We start from the raw sequence: 15839 nt of genomic DNA, 5'->3' as shown, positions 1-15839 counted from the left end.
CTTACGCAGTCGCCACTACTTCACCATTTGAACGGTAAACGCGCTGTTTTTTGCCGTCGTCATTCGTTTGGTAAGTAATACGGTCTGCTTTTTGGGTTTGCGCATTATAAATTGCGACATTTGAAATATGCAAAAAAGCTTCTTGCTTAACAATACCGCCTTCAGTACCAGTCGCCTGATTTGGCTTCTGATGTTTGGTGACGATGTTAATGCCTTCCACCTTAATACGATCATTTTTTACAGCTTGTACAGTACCTTGTTTGCCTTTATCTTTCCCAGCAATCACGATAACTGTATCGCCTTTACGTAATTTTGACATGGATTACCTCACAATACTTCTGGTGCTAGTGATACAATTTTCATAAACTGATCACCACGTAGTTCACGAGTTACCGGTCCAAAAATACGAGTTGCAATCGGTGCTTTATTTTGGTTCAACAATACCGCAGCATTGTCGTCAAAACGCAGGACTGAACCATCAGGGCGACGAACGCCTTTCTTGGTACGTACAACTACTGCATTCATCACGTCGCCTTTTTTAACACGACCACGAGGAATGGCTTCTTTAACCGTTACTTTAATAATGTCGCCAACTGATGCATAACGACGATGAGAACCACCCAGTACTTTAATGCACTGAACTCGCCTTGCACCGCTATTGTCTGCAACTTCCAGCATTGACTCGACCTGAATCATAGCGTTACTCCACACGTATGAGCAATAAAAACCAGTTGCTGCCGCTAGCACAGTATGAGTAGTCGGCATTTCAATAATAATAACCGCACCATACTCTTAGTGTGAGTGATATACGCTCGGCGCAATCAGCATCCTTAAAAAGGCGGCTATTTTAACAGCTTCTGGCTTCTAATGCAATTTACTTAGATTTTTTCTACTTTTTCAACCACATCAACTAAAGTCCAAGACTTAGTTTTTGAGATTGGACGCGTTTCTTTGATGCGGACAAGGTCGCCCTGTTGGCAAACGTTGTTCTCATCATGGGCTTTGATTTTAGTAGAACGACGAAGCTGCTTGCCATACAAAGGATGACGAACCAGACGCTCAATCAAAACCGTGATGGATTTATCCATCTTGTTGCTGACAACACGTCCTGTTAAGACGCTAGCATTGGTAGTTGCTTGATTGTTATCGCTCATGAGTCGCCTCGTTGTTTCTCGTTAATCAAAGTCTGAAGCTGAGCAATCGTACGACGATTGGCTTTAACTTCATGGGTATTTCCCAACTGACCCGTTGCTTTAGCCATACGAATACGGAAAGCATCAAGTTGCTTTTCATCAAGTAACTGAGTCAGTTCTTCTAATGATTTATCACGTAATTCACTGATCTTCATTACATTATCGTCCGCTTAACAATGGTAGTTTTAAAGGGCAGTTTGGCTGCAGCAAGCGTTAAGGCTTCGCGAGCAAGCTCTTCTGAAACCCCTTCGATTTCATATAGCACTTTACCGGGTTTGACTTCGCATACCCAATATTCAACAGGACCTTTACCTTTACCCATACGTACTTCTAGAGGTTTATTAGTAATAGGTTTATCTGGGAATACACGAATCCAAATTTTACCACCACGCTTAATTTTACGGGTGATGGTACGACGTGCCGCTTCAATTTGACGGGCAGTCATACGACCACGAGTCAATGATTTTAGACCAATTTGTCCGAATGCAATGGTGCTTCCACGATGAGCTAGCCCAGTGTTACGACCTTTATGCATTTTACGAAACTTGGTACGTTTTGGCTGTAACATAGTTTAACCTCTGTCTGAGTTTCGACGGTTTCCACGACCACGGCGTTTTGGCGCACGAGGCTTCTCTTCGTTGACGGGATTATAAACACTGTTCATACCGTCAAGGATTTCACCACGGAAAATCCAAACTTTTACACCGATGGTGCCGTAAGTAGTTTCTGCACGTACTGACGCATAGTCAATATCAGCGCGGAAAGTATGCAATGGCACACGACCTTCACGGTACCATTCAGTACGAGCAATCTCAGCACCGCCAAGACGGCCAGACAACTCAACTTTAATACCTTTAGCACCAGAACGCATGCTGTTCTGTACGGCGCGTTTCATCGCACGACGGAACATAACACGACGCTCAAGCTGGCTAGCAATACCGTCCGCTACCAAGCGTGCGTCTAGGTCAGGTGAAGTGATTTCTTCAATATTAACCTGAGCAGGTACGCCCATCATTTTGGTCAATTCTTTTTGAAGTCTTTCAATATCTTCGCCTTTTTTACCGATAACGATACCAGGGCGCGCAGTGGCGATAGTAATCTTAGCAGCACCAGTAGGACGCTCGATCGTGATGTTGCTGACCATAGCGTTATCTAGTTTTTTGCGTAGATATTCGCGAACTTGAATATCGTTGATTAGGTATTCTGAGTATTGTTTTGGGTTAGCATACCAGTTTGCATTATGCTTTTTTACAATACCAAGACGGATTCCGATTGGATGTACTTTTTGACCCATAACTTATTCTCCTACCTTTATAGTGATATGACAGGTACGCTTACTGATACGGTCAGCGCGACCTTTCGCACGTGGTAGGATACGTTTTAGCGTAATGCCTTCATCAACATAAATAGTAGCGACTTTAAGGTCGTCAATATCTAAGCCGTGATTATGTTCGGCATTGGCGATGGCTGAGTTAAGGCATTTCTTAACAAATACAGCGCCTTTTTTATTGCTATACGTTAGGATATCCAAAGCACGCTCAATAGATTTGCCACGAACCTCATCAGCGACGAGTCTAACTTTCTGTGCCGATATGGCGGCACCGCGTAATTTTGCAGTTACTTCCATGGTAAGCACCTTATCTCTTAGCTTTTCTGTCAATGCCATGACCACGATACGTACGAGTCGGGGCAAATTCACCTAGTTTATGACCAACCATTTGCTCACTCACAATGACAGGTACATGAGTACGGCCATTATGAACAGATATGGTTAGGCCAACCATTTGTGGTAGAATCATCGAGCGGCGCGACCAAGTTTTGATGGGTTTGCGTGAGTTAGCTTCAATAGCAGTCTCAACTTTAGCAAACAAATGCGCATCTATGAATGGACCTTTTTTCAATGAACGAGGCATGAAATTCTTCCTTTATTTCTTCTTGGCGCGACGGCGACGGATGATCATACTGTCAGTACGCTTATTATGACGCGTTTTAAGTCCTTTGGACTTCTGACCCCAAGGGCTAGTTGGATGGCGACCTTTAACACGACCTTCACCACCACCGTGTGGGTGATCAACCGGGTTCATTGCCACACCGCGAACGGAAGGACGAATACCGCGCCAACGTGAAGCACCGGCTTTACCAAGTGATTTCAAGTTATTTTCGTTGTTAGAAACTTCACCGATAACTGCACGGCAGTTAACGTGTACACGACGAGTCTCACCCGAACGTAGACGAAGAATCGCATAAATACCATCACGGCCTAGTAGCTGTACGCCTGCACCCGCTGAACGAGCCATCTGTGCACCTTTACCGATTTTAAGTTCGATATTATGGATCACAGTACCCAATGGGATGTTTTTAAGCGGTAAACAGTTACCTGGACGGATTGGTGAATTTTCACCAGACTGTACATTGTCACCTACTGCTAACTTTCTAGGAGCGATGATGTAACGACGCTCACCATCAGCATACTTAAGCAGAGCAATGTGTGCAGTACGGTTGGGATCGTATTCAATACGTTCTACGACTGCTGGAATATTATCTTTGGTTCGTTTGAAGTCAACAATACGATAATGATGCTTATGACCACCGCCGATATGACGAGTAGTAATGCGACCATTATTGTTACGACCACCTGACTTGCCTTTTGATTCAACAAGTGGTGCATAGGGACGACCTTTGTAAAGGTGTGGATGCACCACTTTTTCAACAAAACGGCGACCTGGTGATGTTGGCTTTGCTTTTACGATAGGCATGAGTGTTATCCTTATTCGTTGTTCGCTGTTTCACTAGTAGAGGTAGTAGTTTCAGCTACGTCCTCACCAGCATCAGCCATTTGTACATCTTGACCAGCTTTTAAGGTTACATAGGCTTTTTTATAGTCATTACGACGGCCGATGCTTTTACCAAAACGCTTTGTCTTACCTTTAACATTCAAGGTGTTCACCTTAGTGACTTCAACACCTTCAAACATTAACTCAACTGCTTTTTTGACTTCTAGCTTGGTAGCATTAGAATCAACTTTGAATACTTGCACGCCAAATGAGTCGCCGAGCATTTGAGATTTTTCTGAGAATACAGGCCCTCTTAAGACCTGATAAAGTCTTGCGTTATTCATGCTAGTGCTTCCTCAAATTGTTTCGCAGCTTCAACTGACATGATCACTTTATCAAAGGCGATCAAGCTCACTGGATCCACTTCGCTTGTACCAAGTACATTGACATGTGGAATATTGCGAGCCGCTAAGTATAAATTCTCATCAACTTCTTTAGTGATGATGAGTGCACGTGGTGCATTCAATTCATTTAACTTTGCGATCAACTCTTTGGTCTTAGGTGCAGAAACACTCATATCTTCAACTAGAATTAGACGCTCTTGACGTACCAATTCAGCTAGAATGCACTGCATAGCACCGCGATACATTTTGCGGTTAACTTTTTGCGACCAGTCCTGTGGTTTTGCTGCAAAAGCACGACCACCTGAACGCCAGATTGGGCTACGAATAGAGCCTGCACGAGCGCGACCAGTACCTTTTTGGCGCCATGGCTTAATGCCACCGCCAGAAACTTCGGCACGGGTTTTTTGTGCACGTGTACCTTGGCGAGCACCGGCTAGGTAGGCCGTGACAACTTGATGCACTAGTGCTTCGTTGAATTCACGACCAAATGCCGTATCAGAAAGCTCAACCGCCGCACCTGTAACTGTTTTTAAATCCACGTTAATCCCCTTGCTTAGGCTTTGACTGACGGACGTATGATAACATCGCCACCGGTGGCACCTGGGATAGCACCCTTGATGACAAGTAACCCTTTTTCGGCATCAACCGAAACCACTTCTAGGCCTTGAACGGTGACACGCTTGTTACCCATCTGACCTGGCATCTTCTTACCTTTGAATACTTTACCTGGCGACTGGTTTTGACCAGTTGAACCAAGAACACGGTGAGATACTGAGTTACCATGGGTAGCATCTTGCATGCTAAAGTTATGACGTTTTACGCCGCCTTGAAAGCCTTTACCTTTACTCTGTCCAGTGACATCAACTATCTGTCCTTGTTCGAACAGATCAGCTAGAATTTCGCCACCAATTTCATAACCTTCTAGGTCAGAATCGTTGGCACGAAACTCCCAAACACCACGACCAGCTTTAACGCCAGCCTTTGCGAAGTGACCTTTTTGAGCAGCAGTTACGCGGCTGTCACGACGAGTTCCTGTGGTGACTTGAATAGCTTGATAGCCATCAACATCGTTATTTTTTACTTGAGTAATGCGGTTTGCATTGACCTCAACTACTGTTACAGGGATAGATGCGCCTGTTTCAGTGAAGATTCGGGTCATGCCGCATTTTTTACCGACTAAACCGATCGCCATTTTGAACCTCTTTATATCTTCTATTAATGGGTTGGGTAGTTAATGTGCATTAACCCAAAGCAATTTGAACGTCGACACCCGCCGCTAAATCTAACTTCATTAGCGCATCCACAGTTTTGTCAGTAGGCTGAACGATATCAACCATACGCTTGTGAGTACGGATTTCGTACTGGTCACGAGCGTCTTTATTGACGTGTGGTGAGGTTAGGACGTCGAAGCGCTCAATGCGAGTCGGCAACGGTACAGGACCACAAACTTGCGCACCAGTGCGCTTTGCAGTATCGACAATCTCTTGCGCCGACTGATCAATCAATCTGTGATCAAAAGATTTGAGTCGGATACGGATTCTCTGGTTAGCCATGCCAGCAAGCTCCTAATATGTGCTTTCGTCATGCTTGCACTGCAAGGTAATGACCAAAAGCCGTTTGGTTAAAAATCTACTTCAAGCGGCCTTCTGTTCTTATCAGAACGTGGTCTTTATCAGAACCAGCAGCGTGCTAAAAGCGAAATAGTTTAAAGCCCCGCCAACCCTCCTAGTTATATGGATGTCAGCAAAGGCATAATGAAATAGTGCTAGAAACGATGCTCTAGCTGTCATAGCACCAGCTGTTTAATTGGCTGTGCATATATAATTCAGTGGTGTGTATTATACAGAGTATTAAGCCCATTGCAAGGGCAATATAAGGGATAAACGATGATTTTATTGCATAAAATGCGCTAATTGACAAGTTAATAATAGTCAAAGCCAAGCTATTGAAGTCAATATTTATCTTTATATTAGTCCAAAACAATATCATACTGCTCTTGAGTATAAAGGTTCTCCACCTCAAAAGTAATGACCCGCCCTAACAGATATTCTAAGTCGGCTACTGTATCGGCTTCTGAGGTTAATAATAAATCAATGACCGCTGCATGGGCGACGACCGTAAACTTCTTTGGAGAATTATAAGTACGAGCGCAGCGCATAATCTCACGAAATATCTCAAAGCAAACGGTTTCAGCGGTTTTTACAAACCCCCTTCCCTGACAAGTCGCACATGGCTCACACAGTTGTTGCCCAAGAGACTCACGGGTGCGCTTACGGGTCATCTCCACCAACCCAAGCTCACTAACTTGGGTAATATTGGTTTTGGCATAATCCTGTGCTAGCTGGGTTTGCAGACTCTCCAGCACATCATCTTTATGCTCCTGCTCTAACATATCGATAAAATCTAGAATAATAATCCCGCCCAAATTACGCAGTCGTAGTTGGCGAGCAATAGCATGGGTGGCCTCAAGATTGGTTTTATAAACCGTATCTTCTAATGAACGACCACCTACAAAAGAGCCAGTATTAACATCAATAGTGGTCATTGCTTCGGTTTGGTCGATAATCAGGTAACCGCCCGACTTTAAATCTACCCGGCGCTTGAGCGCATCACGCAGGTCATCCTCTACTCGGTGTACATCAAACAGCGACTGCTCCGCAGTATAGTGCACGATACGGTCGTAAATAAAAGGCACAAACTCTTTAGCAAAATAACGAACTTGCTCATAGATTTGGGCATTATCAACGATAATCTTTTCGGTATCGGCATGAACCAAGTCGCGGATAGAGCGCAGCGGTAGTGATAACTCTTGATAAATAAGCTCTGAGCTTTGATGATGATTCTGTTCTTGCTTGCGTGCACAAATAGTACGCCACAACTGCAATAGGTAGTAAATATCCTCTTCAAGCTTGTTGACCGGGACATGTTCAGCAGCAGTACGCGCAATCAGACCACCTTGTAAGTTTACCGTTTGCATCAGGCTCACCAGCTCAGACTTTAGCCGATTGCGCTCCTCTTCGCCATCAATACGTTGAGAGATGCCGATATGATCACTGGAGGGCAGATAAACCAAATACCGCGACGGCAAGGAGATATTGGTAGTCAAGCGTGCACCTTTACTACCCAGCTGATCTTTGGTTACTTGGACCAAAATACGCTGACCTTCGTGCAAGCGATGCTGGATAAGGTTCTTACTAGCGACAGTAACCACTTCGGTACTCTTTGCACTAACCACCGGCGGGGTCTCTGCCAAATCAGTAGCTTGAGTAGTGGTTTTGGGGTGGATATCAATCACAGTTTCTTTGGGCTTGATAGCAGGCGCACGCTGCATATCATTGACATGCAGAAATGCGGTACGCGACTGACCAATATCGACAAAGGCCGCTTGCATACCGGGCAATACGCGCACGACCGTTCCCAAATAGATATTCCCTACTAACCCTAGCTTGTGGTGGCGCTCGATATAAATCTCGCCCAGCACCCCATTATCCAAAACTGCCACGCGGGACTCCATTGGACTAATATTAATTAGCAGCTCTTCAGACATAGGGTTTCTTCTCTTATTACTCATTTTTCTTATTAAGTATGACCTGATAGGTATGATAAATGGCTATTACTAATAAGTATTTAATACCAATTCGTTGGCGCAAATAAAAATAGTTAATTATTATGAACGGAATACAATCTCTAATAATGACTAACTATCAGAGCGTTTGCTGCATAATAGTGTAGCAAATCTGCGCAGACCCTGCCCATCGGCTTGCCGTGTCATTATGTGTCTCGATACCTAGACATCTTTTCTATACTTATAATGTAGGGCTTATAGCATATAGCTCTCCTACCTTTTGATGGCCTCATTAATTAAAGCTAAGGTTTGTGCCAGCGGTAATCCAACTACATTAGTATAACTACCATTGATACGGCTCACCCATCCAGCAGCCAAGCCTTGAATAGCGTAACCCCCTGCTTTATCTGCAGGCTCCCCACTTTCCCAATAACTTTTCATCATCTCTGCGGTCAATGGGACAAAGTTTACTTCTGTACGCTCAATAATCTGTTGTTGCCATGATACGGTTAATGCTGCTTTATTATCAATTTTATCCAGCTGATCTGACCTTAATGCTACTTTGGTCGCTTGTACCGCCGTCCATACTTGATGAGTATTATCGGACATCTGCTGCCACATCGCATAGGCATGCTCACGATTGGTGGGTTTGACCAACACCGTCTTGCCATCGGGTAATACCCCGATAGTGTCGGCGGTTAAAATAATAAAGGGTTTGAATAATACAGCGGACTCAGCTTTATGCTGTTGATCTAACTGGTTTATAGCAGCAATGGCTTTTTGGGAAACCATGCGTTGAATGTAGTCTAAAGGAGACTCATTGGTACACGGCGTTTCGTCGATATCAACGCTCATAACCGTAAAGTCTAGCTGGGCACTATGCAGAAGCTCACGGCGACGTGGTGAGCCGGAGGCTAAAATAATATCCATGGTTATTCTCTTATTTGGATCATGCTAATAATTTGCTGGTGCCAATCACAACCTGCGCAGTATAAACCGTTTAGGAAAAACTAAGCTAGAGAAACCAGCTCTGTAGGGCTTTTTAGCAGAGTATTGTAGGTAGTGTTGGATTAGCGAGTGAAGCGGCGTAAAACTAATAATATTAGCGGCCAACTTAAAATACTCATCAATAAAGATAAGCTGGCTTGCATCGTAAAGACACTTTGGGTAATCGCTTGTAGCGCCCATAAGCATAGCTGGAATACGATCAGCGCTAATCCTGCTATCAACCAAGCAATGCTAGTATTCAACTGTTTCACGTAAATACTCATCAGCTTGATAAAAAATGCTACCATCACCGCAGAAAACGCTTGTTGACCTAGTAGTGTATCGAGTAACAAATCAGCAATTAGTCCAACAGCAAAAGCGGTAAAAATGCCTACGTGACGCGGCTGGAACAATAACCAAAAGATAAGCACCATGATCATAATCATGGGGCGCAAATTTGCCATGCTTGAGCTTAAAGGATAAACATTTAATGAGGAGGCTATAATAAAGCTTAGGGCAATTGCTATTAGCAATGTGCCAGTTGCGTGTTCAGATTCGGGATACGCCATGAATGCTTGCCTTAAAGATGCTTATCAACTATTCATGGTGATGAAAAAGCGCTTATGCGTCAACTATGAATATAGCGTTTATTATATCTGAGACTGAGCTCACCTGTCGGCATCTATTGCCATATTATTTGTTGGATCAGCAGTGGGAGTAGTATTAATAGCTGGTCGTTCAACTGTGCTCGCGGTCATCTTATCCTGCAAAACTAGCACATAAGCATTATCAATAAAGTTAGCGGCGGGTGTCACTTCAATATCTCTAAAGTTATCCGTTGGTGTGTCTTGAATATGAGCAATCTTGCCAACTCGATAACCTGCTGGAATACGACCACCGAGCCCCGATGAAACCAGCTCATCACCAACGCGCACATCTGAAGTTTTGAACACGTAATTTAGGCGTAGCGAAGTGGGTATACCCTCACCATTAACAATAGCACGCTGACCGGTACGCTTTACGGTTACTGCAACCGATTGCTGCTCATCAGTAATCAATAATAAGCGGCTGGTATTGGGATAAACATTAATAATTTGTCCCAAAATACCTTTTTCATCAATAACGGTTTGTCCAACCTGCACCCCATCGCGTTCGCCTTTATTAATGACTACAATTTGCTTGAGTGGGTTGGTATCTGTCCCAATGACTTGGGCTAAATTTAGATCAAACTGCTCAGGCTTGGTAGTCGATAAAATGCCTTGTAGCCGAGCATTTTGCGCCAAAATATAGTCTTGCTGTTGCAGCTTAGCTTGAGCGTGAATCAGTTGCGACTTAAGCTTTATGTTTTCACGGCGCAGCGCTTCTTTTGAGCGCACCCCAGTACTCGCCCAATGCTCGGCGTAACTGGGCAATAATGAAAACTGATAAATGGGCTGCATGGCGGCATGGCTGGTATTACGCAGCGGATCAAACCATTCTGGGTTTTTGCTATCAAACCACATCAATAGTAGCGCTACTATTAAGACAATAGCAGTGATACGTAATGATAAAGGTTGGCGAGCAAAGATACTTGGGACCATAAGGATTTAATCTGATCGATACCCAGCGTAGGGTATTAAATATTAGGAGGTGGCAGTCATAGCGATAGCGTAAACTGCGTTAGTCGTACTAATCATTGCTGGGCAATAACAACTATGGCTTTAAAAATATAGCTTTAAAATCGCCCCAAACGCTATTAGGGCGATTTTGTTTGATAATAAACTTATGGTATAAATTGTTATTTAGACAAAGATCATGTTTAAGCTTTTGTTATTAATAAAGTCAAGCGCTTTACCACCGCCGCGGCTCACGCAGGTTAAAGGATCCTCGGCTACTGTTACCGGTAATCCTGTCTCTTTTGAGATAAGCTTATCTAAGTCACGTAGCAAAGCCCCACCACCAGTTAAGACAATACCACGCTCAGCGATATCTGATGATAGTTCAGGAGGCGTTTGCTCAAGGGCAGCTTTGACCGCACTGACAATGCCACCTAATGGATCACTCAAAGCTTTTTGAATCTCTTCTGAGTTCACAGTAAAAGTTTTAGGCACACCCTCCGCCATACTACGCCCACGAACCTCCACTTCTAGCATTTGCTCTTCGTTCAGCGCCGAGCCCACTTCTTGCTTGATCCGCTCAGCAGTGGTTTCACCAATCACACAACCATGAGTACGACGTACGTGGGTAATGATGGCCTCATCAAACATATCCCCGCCAATGCGTATGGATTCAGAATAGACACAGCCAGATAAGGCGATAACGGCAATCTCAGTAGTGCCGCCGCCGATATCTACCACCATCGAACCGCTGGCTTCATGAACCGGCATACCGGCACCAATAGCTGCCGCCATAGGCTCTTCTAACAATAAGACTTTATTAGCGCCCGCTGATGAGACTGCTTCACGAATGGCTTTGCGTTCAACCAAAGTAGACTTGCAAGGAACACAGACCACTACATTAGGCTGAGCCATAAAGCGCTTGGCTTTAACTTTACTGATAAAGTGTTTAAGCATCTTTTGAGTAACTTCAAAATCAGCAATCACTCCATCCTTTAAGGGACGGATAGCAGTAATATTAGCAGGGGTACGCCCTAGCATTTGCTTGGCATCGATTCCAACAGCAGCGACAGTAGGGTTTTGAGTACGATTACTACGTAGAGCAACGACGGTAGGCTCATCGAGTACCACTCCTTTGTTAGGAACAAAGATGAGGGTATTCGCAGTACCAAGGTCGATTGCGATATTATTTGATAAAAATCCAAACGGGTTCATGACTAATTTATCCAGCGCTTTAAAATAAGGCAAATGAGGCGAATGAGATGACAGAGGCGTTACTCGTCCACGGTGCGTAGCTCGTTGTAAGATAGTTAACAGTAAAGTCTGCCCACGCATCCAGTCGAACTGAAACAACAATGATAAAATTGAGCTAAATTATACCGATTTAACCCAAAAAAAACACAGATATTTACATCAAGTAGCCTTCATTCTAGTGTTAAATGCTAGAATTTATAAAAGATTCACAATGACAGTAATGGCTATGATAGTTAAGCCAGTTTAAGACTTTACATTAGTGCATTAATTCTACTTCATTGACTGTGCAAATAACTTAATGTGTGCTTACTGTAACTTATTTGTCGTCTGATTCATAGGTAAGCGCTTGATAATAAATCAATAACCTTTCGATGGCCTCTATAACGCCCAGATTAGGGCAAGTAATATAGTAATTATGCGACAAGCTTGTACCCTACTCTGTAAACTTACTGCAGATGCTTTATAATACGCTATCGATTATTGTCGTATGGGTTGAGCTGTTAAGATTACACTGCTGATCAGTAAGATTTAAGCTGAATATAAATAGCATGCCAGCCCTAAGCTTTAGTCTAACAAAAACAGTCTTTAATTGGAGAGACCATGTCACAGCAAACGCCCGAGACTGATAACAGTAATGTCAGTCGCCAAGAGATTTTAGAAGTGGCTAACCTTGCCCGTTTAGGTATCGATGAAGATACTGCCAATAGCTACGCTGACGACATCAGCAAAGTATTGTCCCTTATGCAGACCCTAAGTAGCGTCGATACTACCGATATAGTGCCACTTTCAAACATTCATGAAGTATGTCAAGAACTGCGTGCGGACGTGGCTCACCATGATATCAATCGCGAACGCAATCAATCGGTGGCTCCTGCTGTTGAAAACGGCTTGTACCTAGTGCCACAAGTTATTGAGTAGCATGCCATCAACGCCTTTCTACTCTCTTCATTTTAACCAGTTACCCTTTTGACGGACGACCTCTTATGTCTGAGATGCATCTCTTAAGTACCGAACAGCTGATTGCTGGCTTGCAAGATAAGCAGTTTAGCAGTCTTGAGCTGACCGAACATTATATTAAACGTATTGAAGCGTTAGATAATAAAATCAATAGTTTTATCACCAGCACCTCTGATACCGCACGCGCGCAAGCAAAAGCGGCGGATGAGATGCGCGCGCAAGGCGACAAACGCCCTTTGCTTGGCATACCTATGGCGCACAAAGATATCTTTTGTACCCAAGGGGTGCTAACCACTTGTGGCTCTAAAATGCTACACAATTTTATCTCGCCTTATAATGCGACTATTGTCTCAAATATCGATAAAGTTGGCATGATTAGTCTCGGTAAACTCAATATGGATGAGTTTGCGATGGGTTCTGATAATGTTAGCTCTTATTACGGCGCAGTTCATAATCCTTGGAATTTAGATCACGTGCCTGGCGGCTCCTCTGGTGGTAGTGCCTCTGCGGTTGCAGCAGGTTTCGTACCTGTAGCTACGGCCAGTGATACGGGCGGCTCTATTCGTCAGCCCGCTTCATTTTGCGGTTTAACCGGCATCAAACCCACTTATGGACGGGTCTCACGCTTTGGCATGATCGCTTACGCCTCAAGCCTTGATCAAGCCGGTAGCATGGGGCGTAGCGCTAAAGACTGTGCCTACTTACTCCAACCGATGACTGGCTACGATCCCCGTGATGCTACCTCTATTGAACGTGAGGTTCCTGACTATGTACAGGATATCAATGACGCTGAGAATGCCGCTGCTGACAATCCTAAACCACTAGAAGGCTTACGTATTGGCGTTGCCAAAGAGTACTTTACCAAAGGTTTAAACGCCGAAGTCGAACAAACGGTACGCACGGCGCTAAAACAGTACGAAGATTTAGGCGCAACGATTGTTGAAGTGAATATTACTGATCCTGATATTACCCTTGCTACCTATTACATGCTGGCACCTGCTGAAGCCTCTTCAAACTTATCACGCTTCGATGGGGTACGTTTTGGTTATCGCTGTGAAGATCCTAAAGACTTGCTTGATCTATATACCCGCTCACGCTCTGAAGGCTTTGGTCCTGAAGTGCAGCGCCGTATCTTGACGGGTACTTATGCGCTATCGGCTGGTTATTTCGACGCTTATTATACCAAAGCACAAAAAGTGCGCCGAATGATCGTGGAGGACTTTAATAAAGCCTTTGCCAGTTGTGATGTTATTGCCAGTCCAACCGCGCCTACAGCAGCTTATAAGCTCAGTGAAAATCTCGACCCTGCTTCTATGTATTTGGGCGACGTTTATACCATCGGTGTCAACCTCGCAGGTCTGCCAGCGCTCAGTCAGCCCGTGGGCTTAACGTCGGCAGGATTGCCTGTAGGCTTGCAACTCATTGGGCAGTATTGGCAAGAAAGTAAACTACTGGCCACCGCCCATCTGTTCCAGCAGCATACTGATCATCATCTGCAGCACTCACCTATCGCCAAGGAGACGGTATAATGAATACAGCAACTACAAATGATCCAGCCGTCCGTAAAGAATTGCTGGTAGACGGTTATGAAGTGGTCATTGGAATCGAAATTCACTGTCAGCTCAATACTGAGAGTAAGATATTTTCAAGTGCGCCTACTGACTTTGGACATGAGCCTAACACTCAAGCGAGTATCATTGATTTAGGCTTGCCCGGGGTACTACCGGTATTAAACACAGGTGTGGTTGATCGTGCTTTAAAATTCGGTATCGGCGTCAATGCGGAGCTAGGACTGTTCAACACTTTTGATCGCAAAAATTACTTTTATCCCGACTTGCCCAAAGGCTACCAAATCACCCAAATGGCTAATCCTATCGTTGGTAAAGGCTATATCGATGTGGTGGTTAATGAGGGCGAGAAAAACGAATATCCCAAACGCATGGGTATCACCCGCGCGCACTTGGAAGAAGATGCGGGCAAGTCGGTACACGATGCCGTCGATGGCATGACGGGGGTGGATTTGAACCGTGCTGGCACGCCGCTCATCGAAATCGTCTCCGAGCCTGATATGCGCTCAGCTGATGAAGCTTTGGCTTACATTAGAGCGATTCACCAATTGGTAACGTGGCTCGGTATCTCTGATGCGGTGATGGCAGAGGGCTCGTTTCGCTGCGACTGTAACGTCTCTGTGCGCAAGCCCGGCGAGCAACTAGGTACACGTACTGAGCTGAAAAACTTAAACTCATTTCGTTTCATCGAGCGTGCTATCAATCGTGAAATTGAGCGTCAAATCGATATTATCGAAGATGGCGGTAAAGTAGTACAGGCAACGATGCTCTATGATGCGGACAAAGATCAAACCCGTATCATGCGCACCAAAGAGAACGCTGATGATTATCGCTACTTCCCTGATCCTGACTTGCTACCCGTACGTATTGAGCAGCATACCATTGACGCTATTAAAGCAGCAATGCCTGAGCTACCAGTAGCACGCCGTGCTCGCTTTGAAGAAGCACTTGAACTATCTGAGTACGATGCCCGCACCTTAACCGGTAGCCGTCAGCTTGCTGATTATTTTGAAGACGTAGTCACTGAGGTCGGGCAAAAAAACGCCAAGATGGCCGCCAACTGGGTCATGGGTGACTTGCTTGGTGCACTCAACAAAGACGATAAAAATATTATTGACTCCCCTATCAGTGCCAAGCAATTAGCTGGTATGCTTAAACGTATCGATGATGACACCCTATCTGGCAAACTGGCCAAAAAAGTCTTCAGTGCTCTATACGAACGCGCGGGCGGTGATGCTGACCACGCAGCTGATATAATTATTGAAGAAAAAGGCCTTAAGCAAGAAACCGATACTGGTGCGATTAAAGCGATGGTCGAGGAAGTCATTGCTAATAATCAAACCATGGTCGATGAGTATAAAGGCGGCAAACAAAAAGCCTTTAACGGTCTAGTCGGCCAAGTAATGAAAGCCAGCCGTGGTAGCGCCAATCCACAACAGGTCAATCAGATCTTAAAAGAGCTGCTCGGTTAGTATTTTATTAAGTAAAGACGACTATTATGGCTAAAATCAGCTTGCAACGGTTAACTACAATAATTAGCCC

At 44.5% G+C, this 15839-nt stretch carries 21 protein-coding genes; 3 read left to right on the top strand and 18 right to left on the bottom strand.

Translation table 11 applies throughout. The features are described 5' to 3' along the window. Position 1: 1 nt before the first annotated feature. The 18 genes from rplX to JMX18_RS12610 all read right to left on the bottom strand — a co-directional run bounded on the left by rplX (position 2) and on the right by JMX18_RS12610 (position 11733). Positions 2 to 319 (bottom strand): 50S ribosomal protein L24, encoded by a 318-nt coding sequence (gene rplX / locus JMX18_RS12695; RefSeq protein ID WP_201588098.1) that lies wholly within the window; start codon positions 317 to 319, stop codon positions 2 to 4. An 8-nt stretch (positions 320 to 327) separates the two neighbouring features. Then, positions 328 to 696 carry a 50S ribosomal protein L14 gene (gene rplN / locus JMX18_RS12690; protein ID WP_010196702.1) on the bottom strand — a complete coding sequence of 123 codons (369 nt, stop codon included), beginning with the start codon at positions 694 to 696 and terminating at the stop codon, positions 328 to 330. 182 nt (positions 697 to 878) lie between these two features. Then, positions 879 to 1154, bottom strand: a complete 276-nt coding sequence (gene rpsQ, locus JMX18_RS12685) for a 30S ribosomal protein S17 (RefSeq protein ID WP_201588097.1) — start codon at positions 1152 to 1154, stop codon at positions 879 to 881. Beyond that, a complete protein-coding gene (rpmC, locus tag JMX18_RS12680) occupies positions 1151 to 1348 on the bottom strand; it encodes a 50S ribosomal protein L29 (protein WP_201588096.1) in 198 nt (65 codons plus the stop codon). Before rpmC ends, rpsQ begins: the two co-directional genes overlap by 4 nt. Continuing rightward, entirely contained in the window at positions 1348 to 1761 is a 414-nt protein-coding gene (rplP, locus tag JMX18_RS12675; RefSeq protein WP_201588095.1) for a 50S ribosomal protein L16, read from the bottom strand. The genes rpmC and rplP overlap by 1 nt, the downstream gene beginning before the upstream one ends. Positions 1762 to 1764: 3 nt before the next feature. Beyond that, on the bottom strand, positions 1765 to 2487 hold the full coding sequence (rpsC, locus tag JMX18_RS12670; protein ID WP_201588094.1) for a 30S ribosomal protein S3: 723 nt from the start codon (positions 2485 to 2487) through the stop codon (positions 1765 to 1767). A gap of 3 nt (positions 2488 to 2490) precedes the next feature. Continuing rightward, positions 2491 to 2820 (bottom strand): 50S ribosomal protein L22, encoded by a 330-nt coding sequence (rplV, locus tag JMX18_RS12665; protein WP_021813373.1) that lies wholly within the window; start codon positions 2818 to 2820, stop codon positions 2491 to 2493. 10 nt (positions 2821 to 2830) lie between these two features. Then, positions 2831 to 3106 (bottom strand): 30S ribosomal protein S19, encoded by a 276-nt coding sequence (rpsS, locus tag JMX18_RS12660; RefSeq protein ID WP_201588093.1) that lies wholly within the window; start codon positions 3104 to 3106, stop codon positions 2831 to 2833. Positions 3107 to 3118: 12 nt separating this feature from the next. Further along, the gene (gene rplB / locus JMX18_RS12655; RefSeq protein WP_201588092.1) at positions 3119 to 3949 is read right to left on the bottom strand and encodes a 50S ribosomal protein L2; all 831 of its coding nucleotides are present in this window, start codon (positions 3947 to 3949) and stop codon (positions 3119 to 3121) included. Between the two features lie 11 nt (positions 3950 to 3960). Next, positions 3961 to 4311 carry a 50S ribosomal protein L23 gene (gene rplW, locus JMX18_RS12650; RefSeq protein WP_201588091.1) on the bottom strand — a complete coding sequence of 117 codons (351 nt, stop codon included), beginning with the start codon at positions 4309 to 4311 and terminating at the stop codon, positions 3961 to 3963. Continuing rightward, positions 4308 to 4910, bottom strand: coding sequence for a 50S ribosomal protein L4 (rplD, locus tag JMX18_RS12645; RefSeq protein WP_201588090.1), 603 nt, complete (start codon positions 4908 to 4910; stop codon positions 4308 to 4310). The genes rplW and rplD overlap by 4 nt, the downstream gene beginning before the upstream one ends. Positions 4911 to 4924: 14 nt before the next feature. Then, positions 4925 to 5563 carry a 50S ribosomal protein L3 gene (gene rplC / locus JMX18_RS12640; protein ID WP_201588089.1) on the bottom strand — a complete coding sequence of 213 codons (639 nt, stop codon included), beginning with the start codon at positions 5561 to 5563 and terminating at the stop codon, positions 4925 to 4927. A 49-nt stretch (positions 5564 to 5612) separates the two neighbouring features. Then, positions 5613 to 5924 (bottom strand): 30S ribosomal protein S10, encoded by a 312-nt coding sequence (gene rpsJ, locus JMX18_RS12635; RefSeq protein WP_025644420.1) that lies wholly within the window; start codon positions 5922 to 5924, stop codon positions 5613 to 5615. Between the two features lie 416 nt (positions 5925 to 6340). Beyond that, entirely contained in the window at positions 6341 to 7918 is a 1578-nt protein-coding gene (locus JMX18_RS12630) for an Rne/Rng family ribonuclease (protein WP_201588088.1), read from the bottom strand. 291 nt (positions 7919 to 8209) lie between these two features. After that, a complete protein-coding gene (locus tag JMX18_RS12625) occupies positions 8210 to 8866 on the bottom strand; it encodes a Maf family protein (RefSeq protein ID WP_201588087.1) in 657 nt (218 codons plus the stop codon). 140 nt (positions 8867 to 9006) lie between these two features. Then, positions 9007 to 9492: a rod shape-determining protein MreD gene (gene mreD, locus JMX18_RS12620; protein ID WP_201588086.1), complete on the bottom strand. Its 486-nt coding sequence runs from the start codon at positions 9490 to 9492 to the stop codon at positions 9007 to 9009. Between the two features lie 99 nt (positions 9493 to 9591). Further along, positions 9592 to 10503, bottom strand: a complete 912-nt coding sequence (gene mreC / locus JMX18_RS12615; protein ID WP_201588085.1) for a rod shape-determining protein MreC — start codon at positions 10501 to 10503, stop codon at positions 9592 to 9594. 201 nt (positions 10504 to 10704) lie between these two features. Continuing rightward, positions 10705 to 11733 (bottom strand): rod shape-determining protein, encoded by a 1029-nt coding sequence (locus JMX18_RS12610; protein ID WP_201588355.1) that lies wholly within the window; start codon positions 11731 to 11733, stop codon positions 10705 to 10707. A 639-nt stretch (positions 11734 to 12372) separates the two neighbouring features. On the opposite strand from JMX18_RS12610, the gene gatC reads away from it, so the two are divergent. The 3 genes from gatC (at position 12373) to gatB (ending at position 15769) form a co-directional block, all read left to right on the top strand. Further along, positions 12373 to 12690, top strand: a complete 318-nt coding sequence (gene gatC / locus JMX18_RS12605) for an Asp-tRNA(Asn)/Glu-tRNA(Gln) amidotransferase subunit GatC (RefSeq protein WP_201588084.1) — start codon at positions 12373 to 12375, stop codon at positions 12688 to 12690. A gap of 65 nt (positions 12691 to 12755) precedes the next feature. After that, entirely contained in the window at positions 12756 to 14258 is a 1503-nt protein-coding gene (gene gatA, locus JMX18_RS12600; protein WP_201588083.1) for an Asp-tRNA(Asn)/Glu-tRNA(Gln) amidotransferase subunit GatA, read from the top strand. Next, positions 14258 to 15769 carry an Asp-tRNA(Asn)/Glu-tRNA(Gln) amidotransferase subunit GatB gene (gene gatB / locus JMX18_RS12595; protein ID WP_201588082.1) on the top strand — a complete coding sequence of 504 codons (1512 nt, stop codon included), beginning with the start codon at positions 14258 to 14260 and terminating at the stop codon, positions 15767 to 15769. Before gatA ends, gatB begins: the two co-directional genes overlap by 1 nt. The last annotated feature ends 70 nt before the right edge of the window (positions 15770 to 15839 follow it).

This window comes from Psychrobacter jeotgali (genome assembly GCF_904846315.1).
Lineage (GTDB): Bacteria > Pseudomonadota > Gammaproteobacteria > Pseudomonadales > Moraxellaceae > Psychrobacter > Psychrobacter jeotgali.
The sequence above is the reverse complement of the archived record's forward strand: the minus strand, read 5'-3'. Positions and strand labels throughout refer to the sequence as shown.

Coding starts and splice junctions, on each gene's coding strand:
- rplP (WP_201588095.1), bottom strand. CDS start 1,761: ATGTTACAGCCAAAACGTACCAAGTTTCGTAAAATGCATAAAGGTCGT.
- rplN (WP_010196702.1), bottom strand. CDS start 696: ATGATTCAGGTCGAGTCAATGCTGGAAGTTGCAGACAATAGCGGTGCA.
- JMX18_RS12625 (WP_201588087.1), bottom strand. CDS start 8,866: ATGGATATTATTTTAGCCTCCGGCTCACCACGTCGCCGTGAGCTTCTG.
- JMX18_RS12610 (WP_201588355.1), bottom strand. CDS start 11,733: ATGAACCCGTTTGGATTTTTATCAAATAATATCGCAATCGACCTTGGT.
- rplW (WP_201588091.1), bottom strand. CDS start 4,311: ATGAATAACGCAAGACTTTATCAGGTCTTAAGAGGGCCTGTATTCTCA.
- rpsJ (WP_025644420.1), bottom strand. CDS start 5,924: ATGGCTAACCAGAGAATCCGTATCCGACTCAAATCTTTTGATCACAGA.
- gatC (WP_201588084.1), top strand. CDS start 12,373: ATGTCACAGCAAACGCCCGAGACTGATAACAGTAATGTCAGTCGCCAA.
- mreD (WP_201588086.1), bottom strand. CDS start 9,492: ATGGCGTATCCCGAATCTGAACACGCAACTGGCACATTGCTAATAGCA.
- mreC (WP_201588085.1), bottom strand. CDS start 10,503: ATGGTCCCAAGTATCTTTGCTCGCCAACCTTTATCATTACGTATCACT.
- rpsS (WP_201588093.1), bottom strand. CDS start 3,106: ATGCCTCGTTCATTGAAAAAAGGTCCATTCATAGATGCGCATTTGTTT.
- gatA (WP_201588083.1), top strand. CDS start 12,756: ATGTCTGAGATGCATCTCTTAAGTACCGAACAGCTGATTGCTGGCTTG.
- rplX (WP_201588098.1), bottom strand. CDS start 319: ATGTCAAAATTACGTAAAGGCGATACAGTTATCGTGATTGCTGGGAAA.
- rplB (WP_201588092.1), bottom strand. CDS start 3,949: ATGCCTATCGTAAAAGCAAAGCCAACATCACCAGGTCGCCGTTTTGTT.
- rplV (WP_021813373.1), bottom strand. CDS start 2,820: ATGGAAGTAACTGCAAAATTACGCGGTGCCGCCATATCGGCACAGAAA.
- rpsC (WP_201588094.1), bottom strand. CDS start 2,487: ATGGGTCAAAAAGTACATCCAATCGGAATCCGTCTTGGTATTGTAAAA.
- rpmC (WP_201588096.1), bottom strand. CDS start 1,348: ATGAAGATCAGTGAATTACGTGATAAATCATTAGAAGAACTGACTCAG.
- JMX18_RS12630 (WP_201588088.1), bottom strand. CDS start 7,918: ATGTCTGAAGAGCTGCTAATTAATATTAGTCCAATGGAGTCCCGCGTG.
- rpsQ (WP_201588097.1), bottom strand. CDS start 1,154: ATGAGCGATAACAATCAAGCAACTACCAATGCTAGCGTCTTAACAGGA.
- gatB (WP_201588082.1), top strand. CDS start 14,258: ATGAATACAGCAACTACAAATGATCCAGCCGTCCGTAAAGAATTGCTG.
- rplC (WP_201588089.1), bottom strand. CDS start 5,563: ATGGCGATCGGTTTAGTCGGTAAAAAATGCGGCATGACCCGAATCTTC.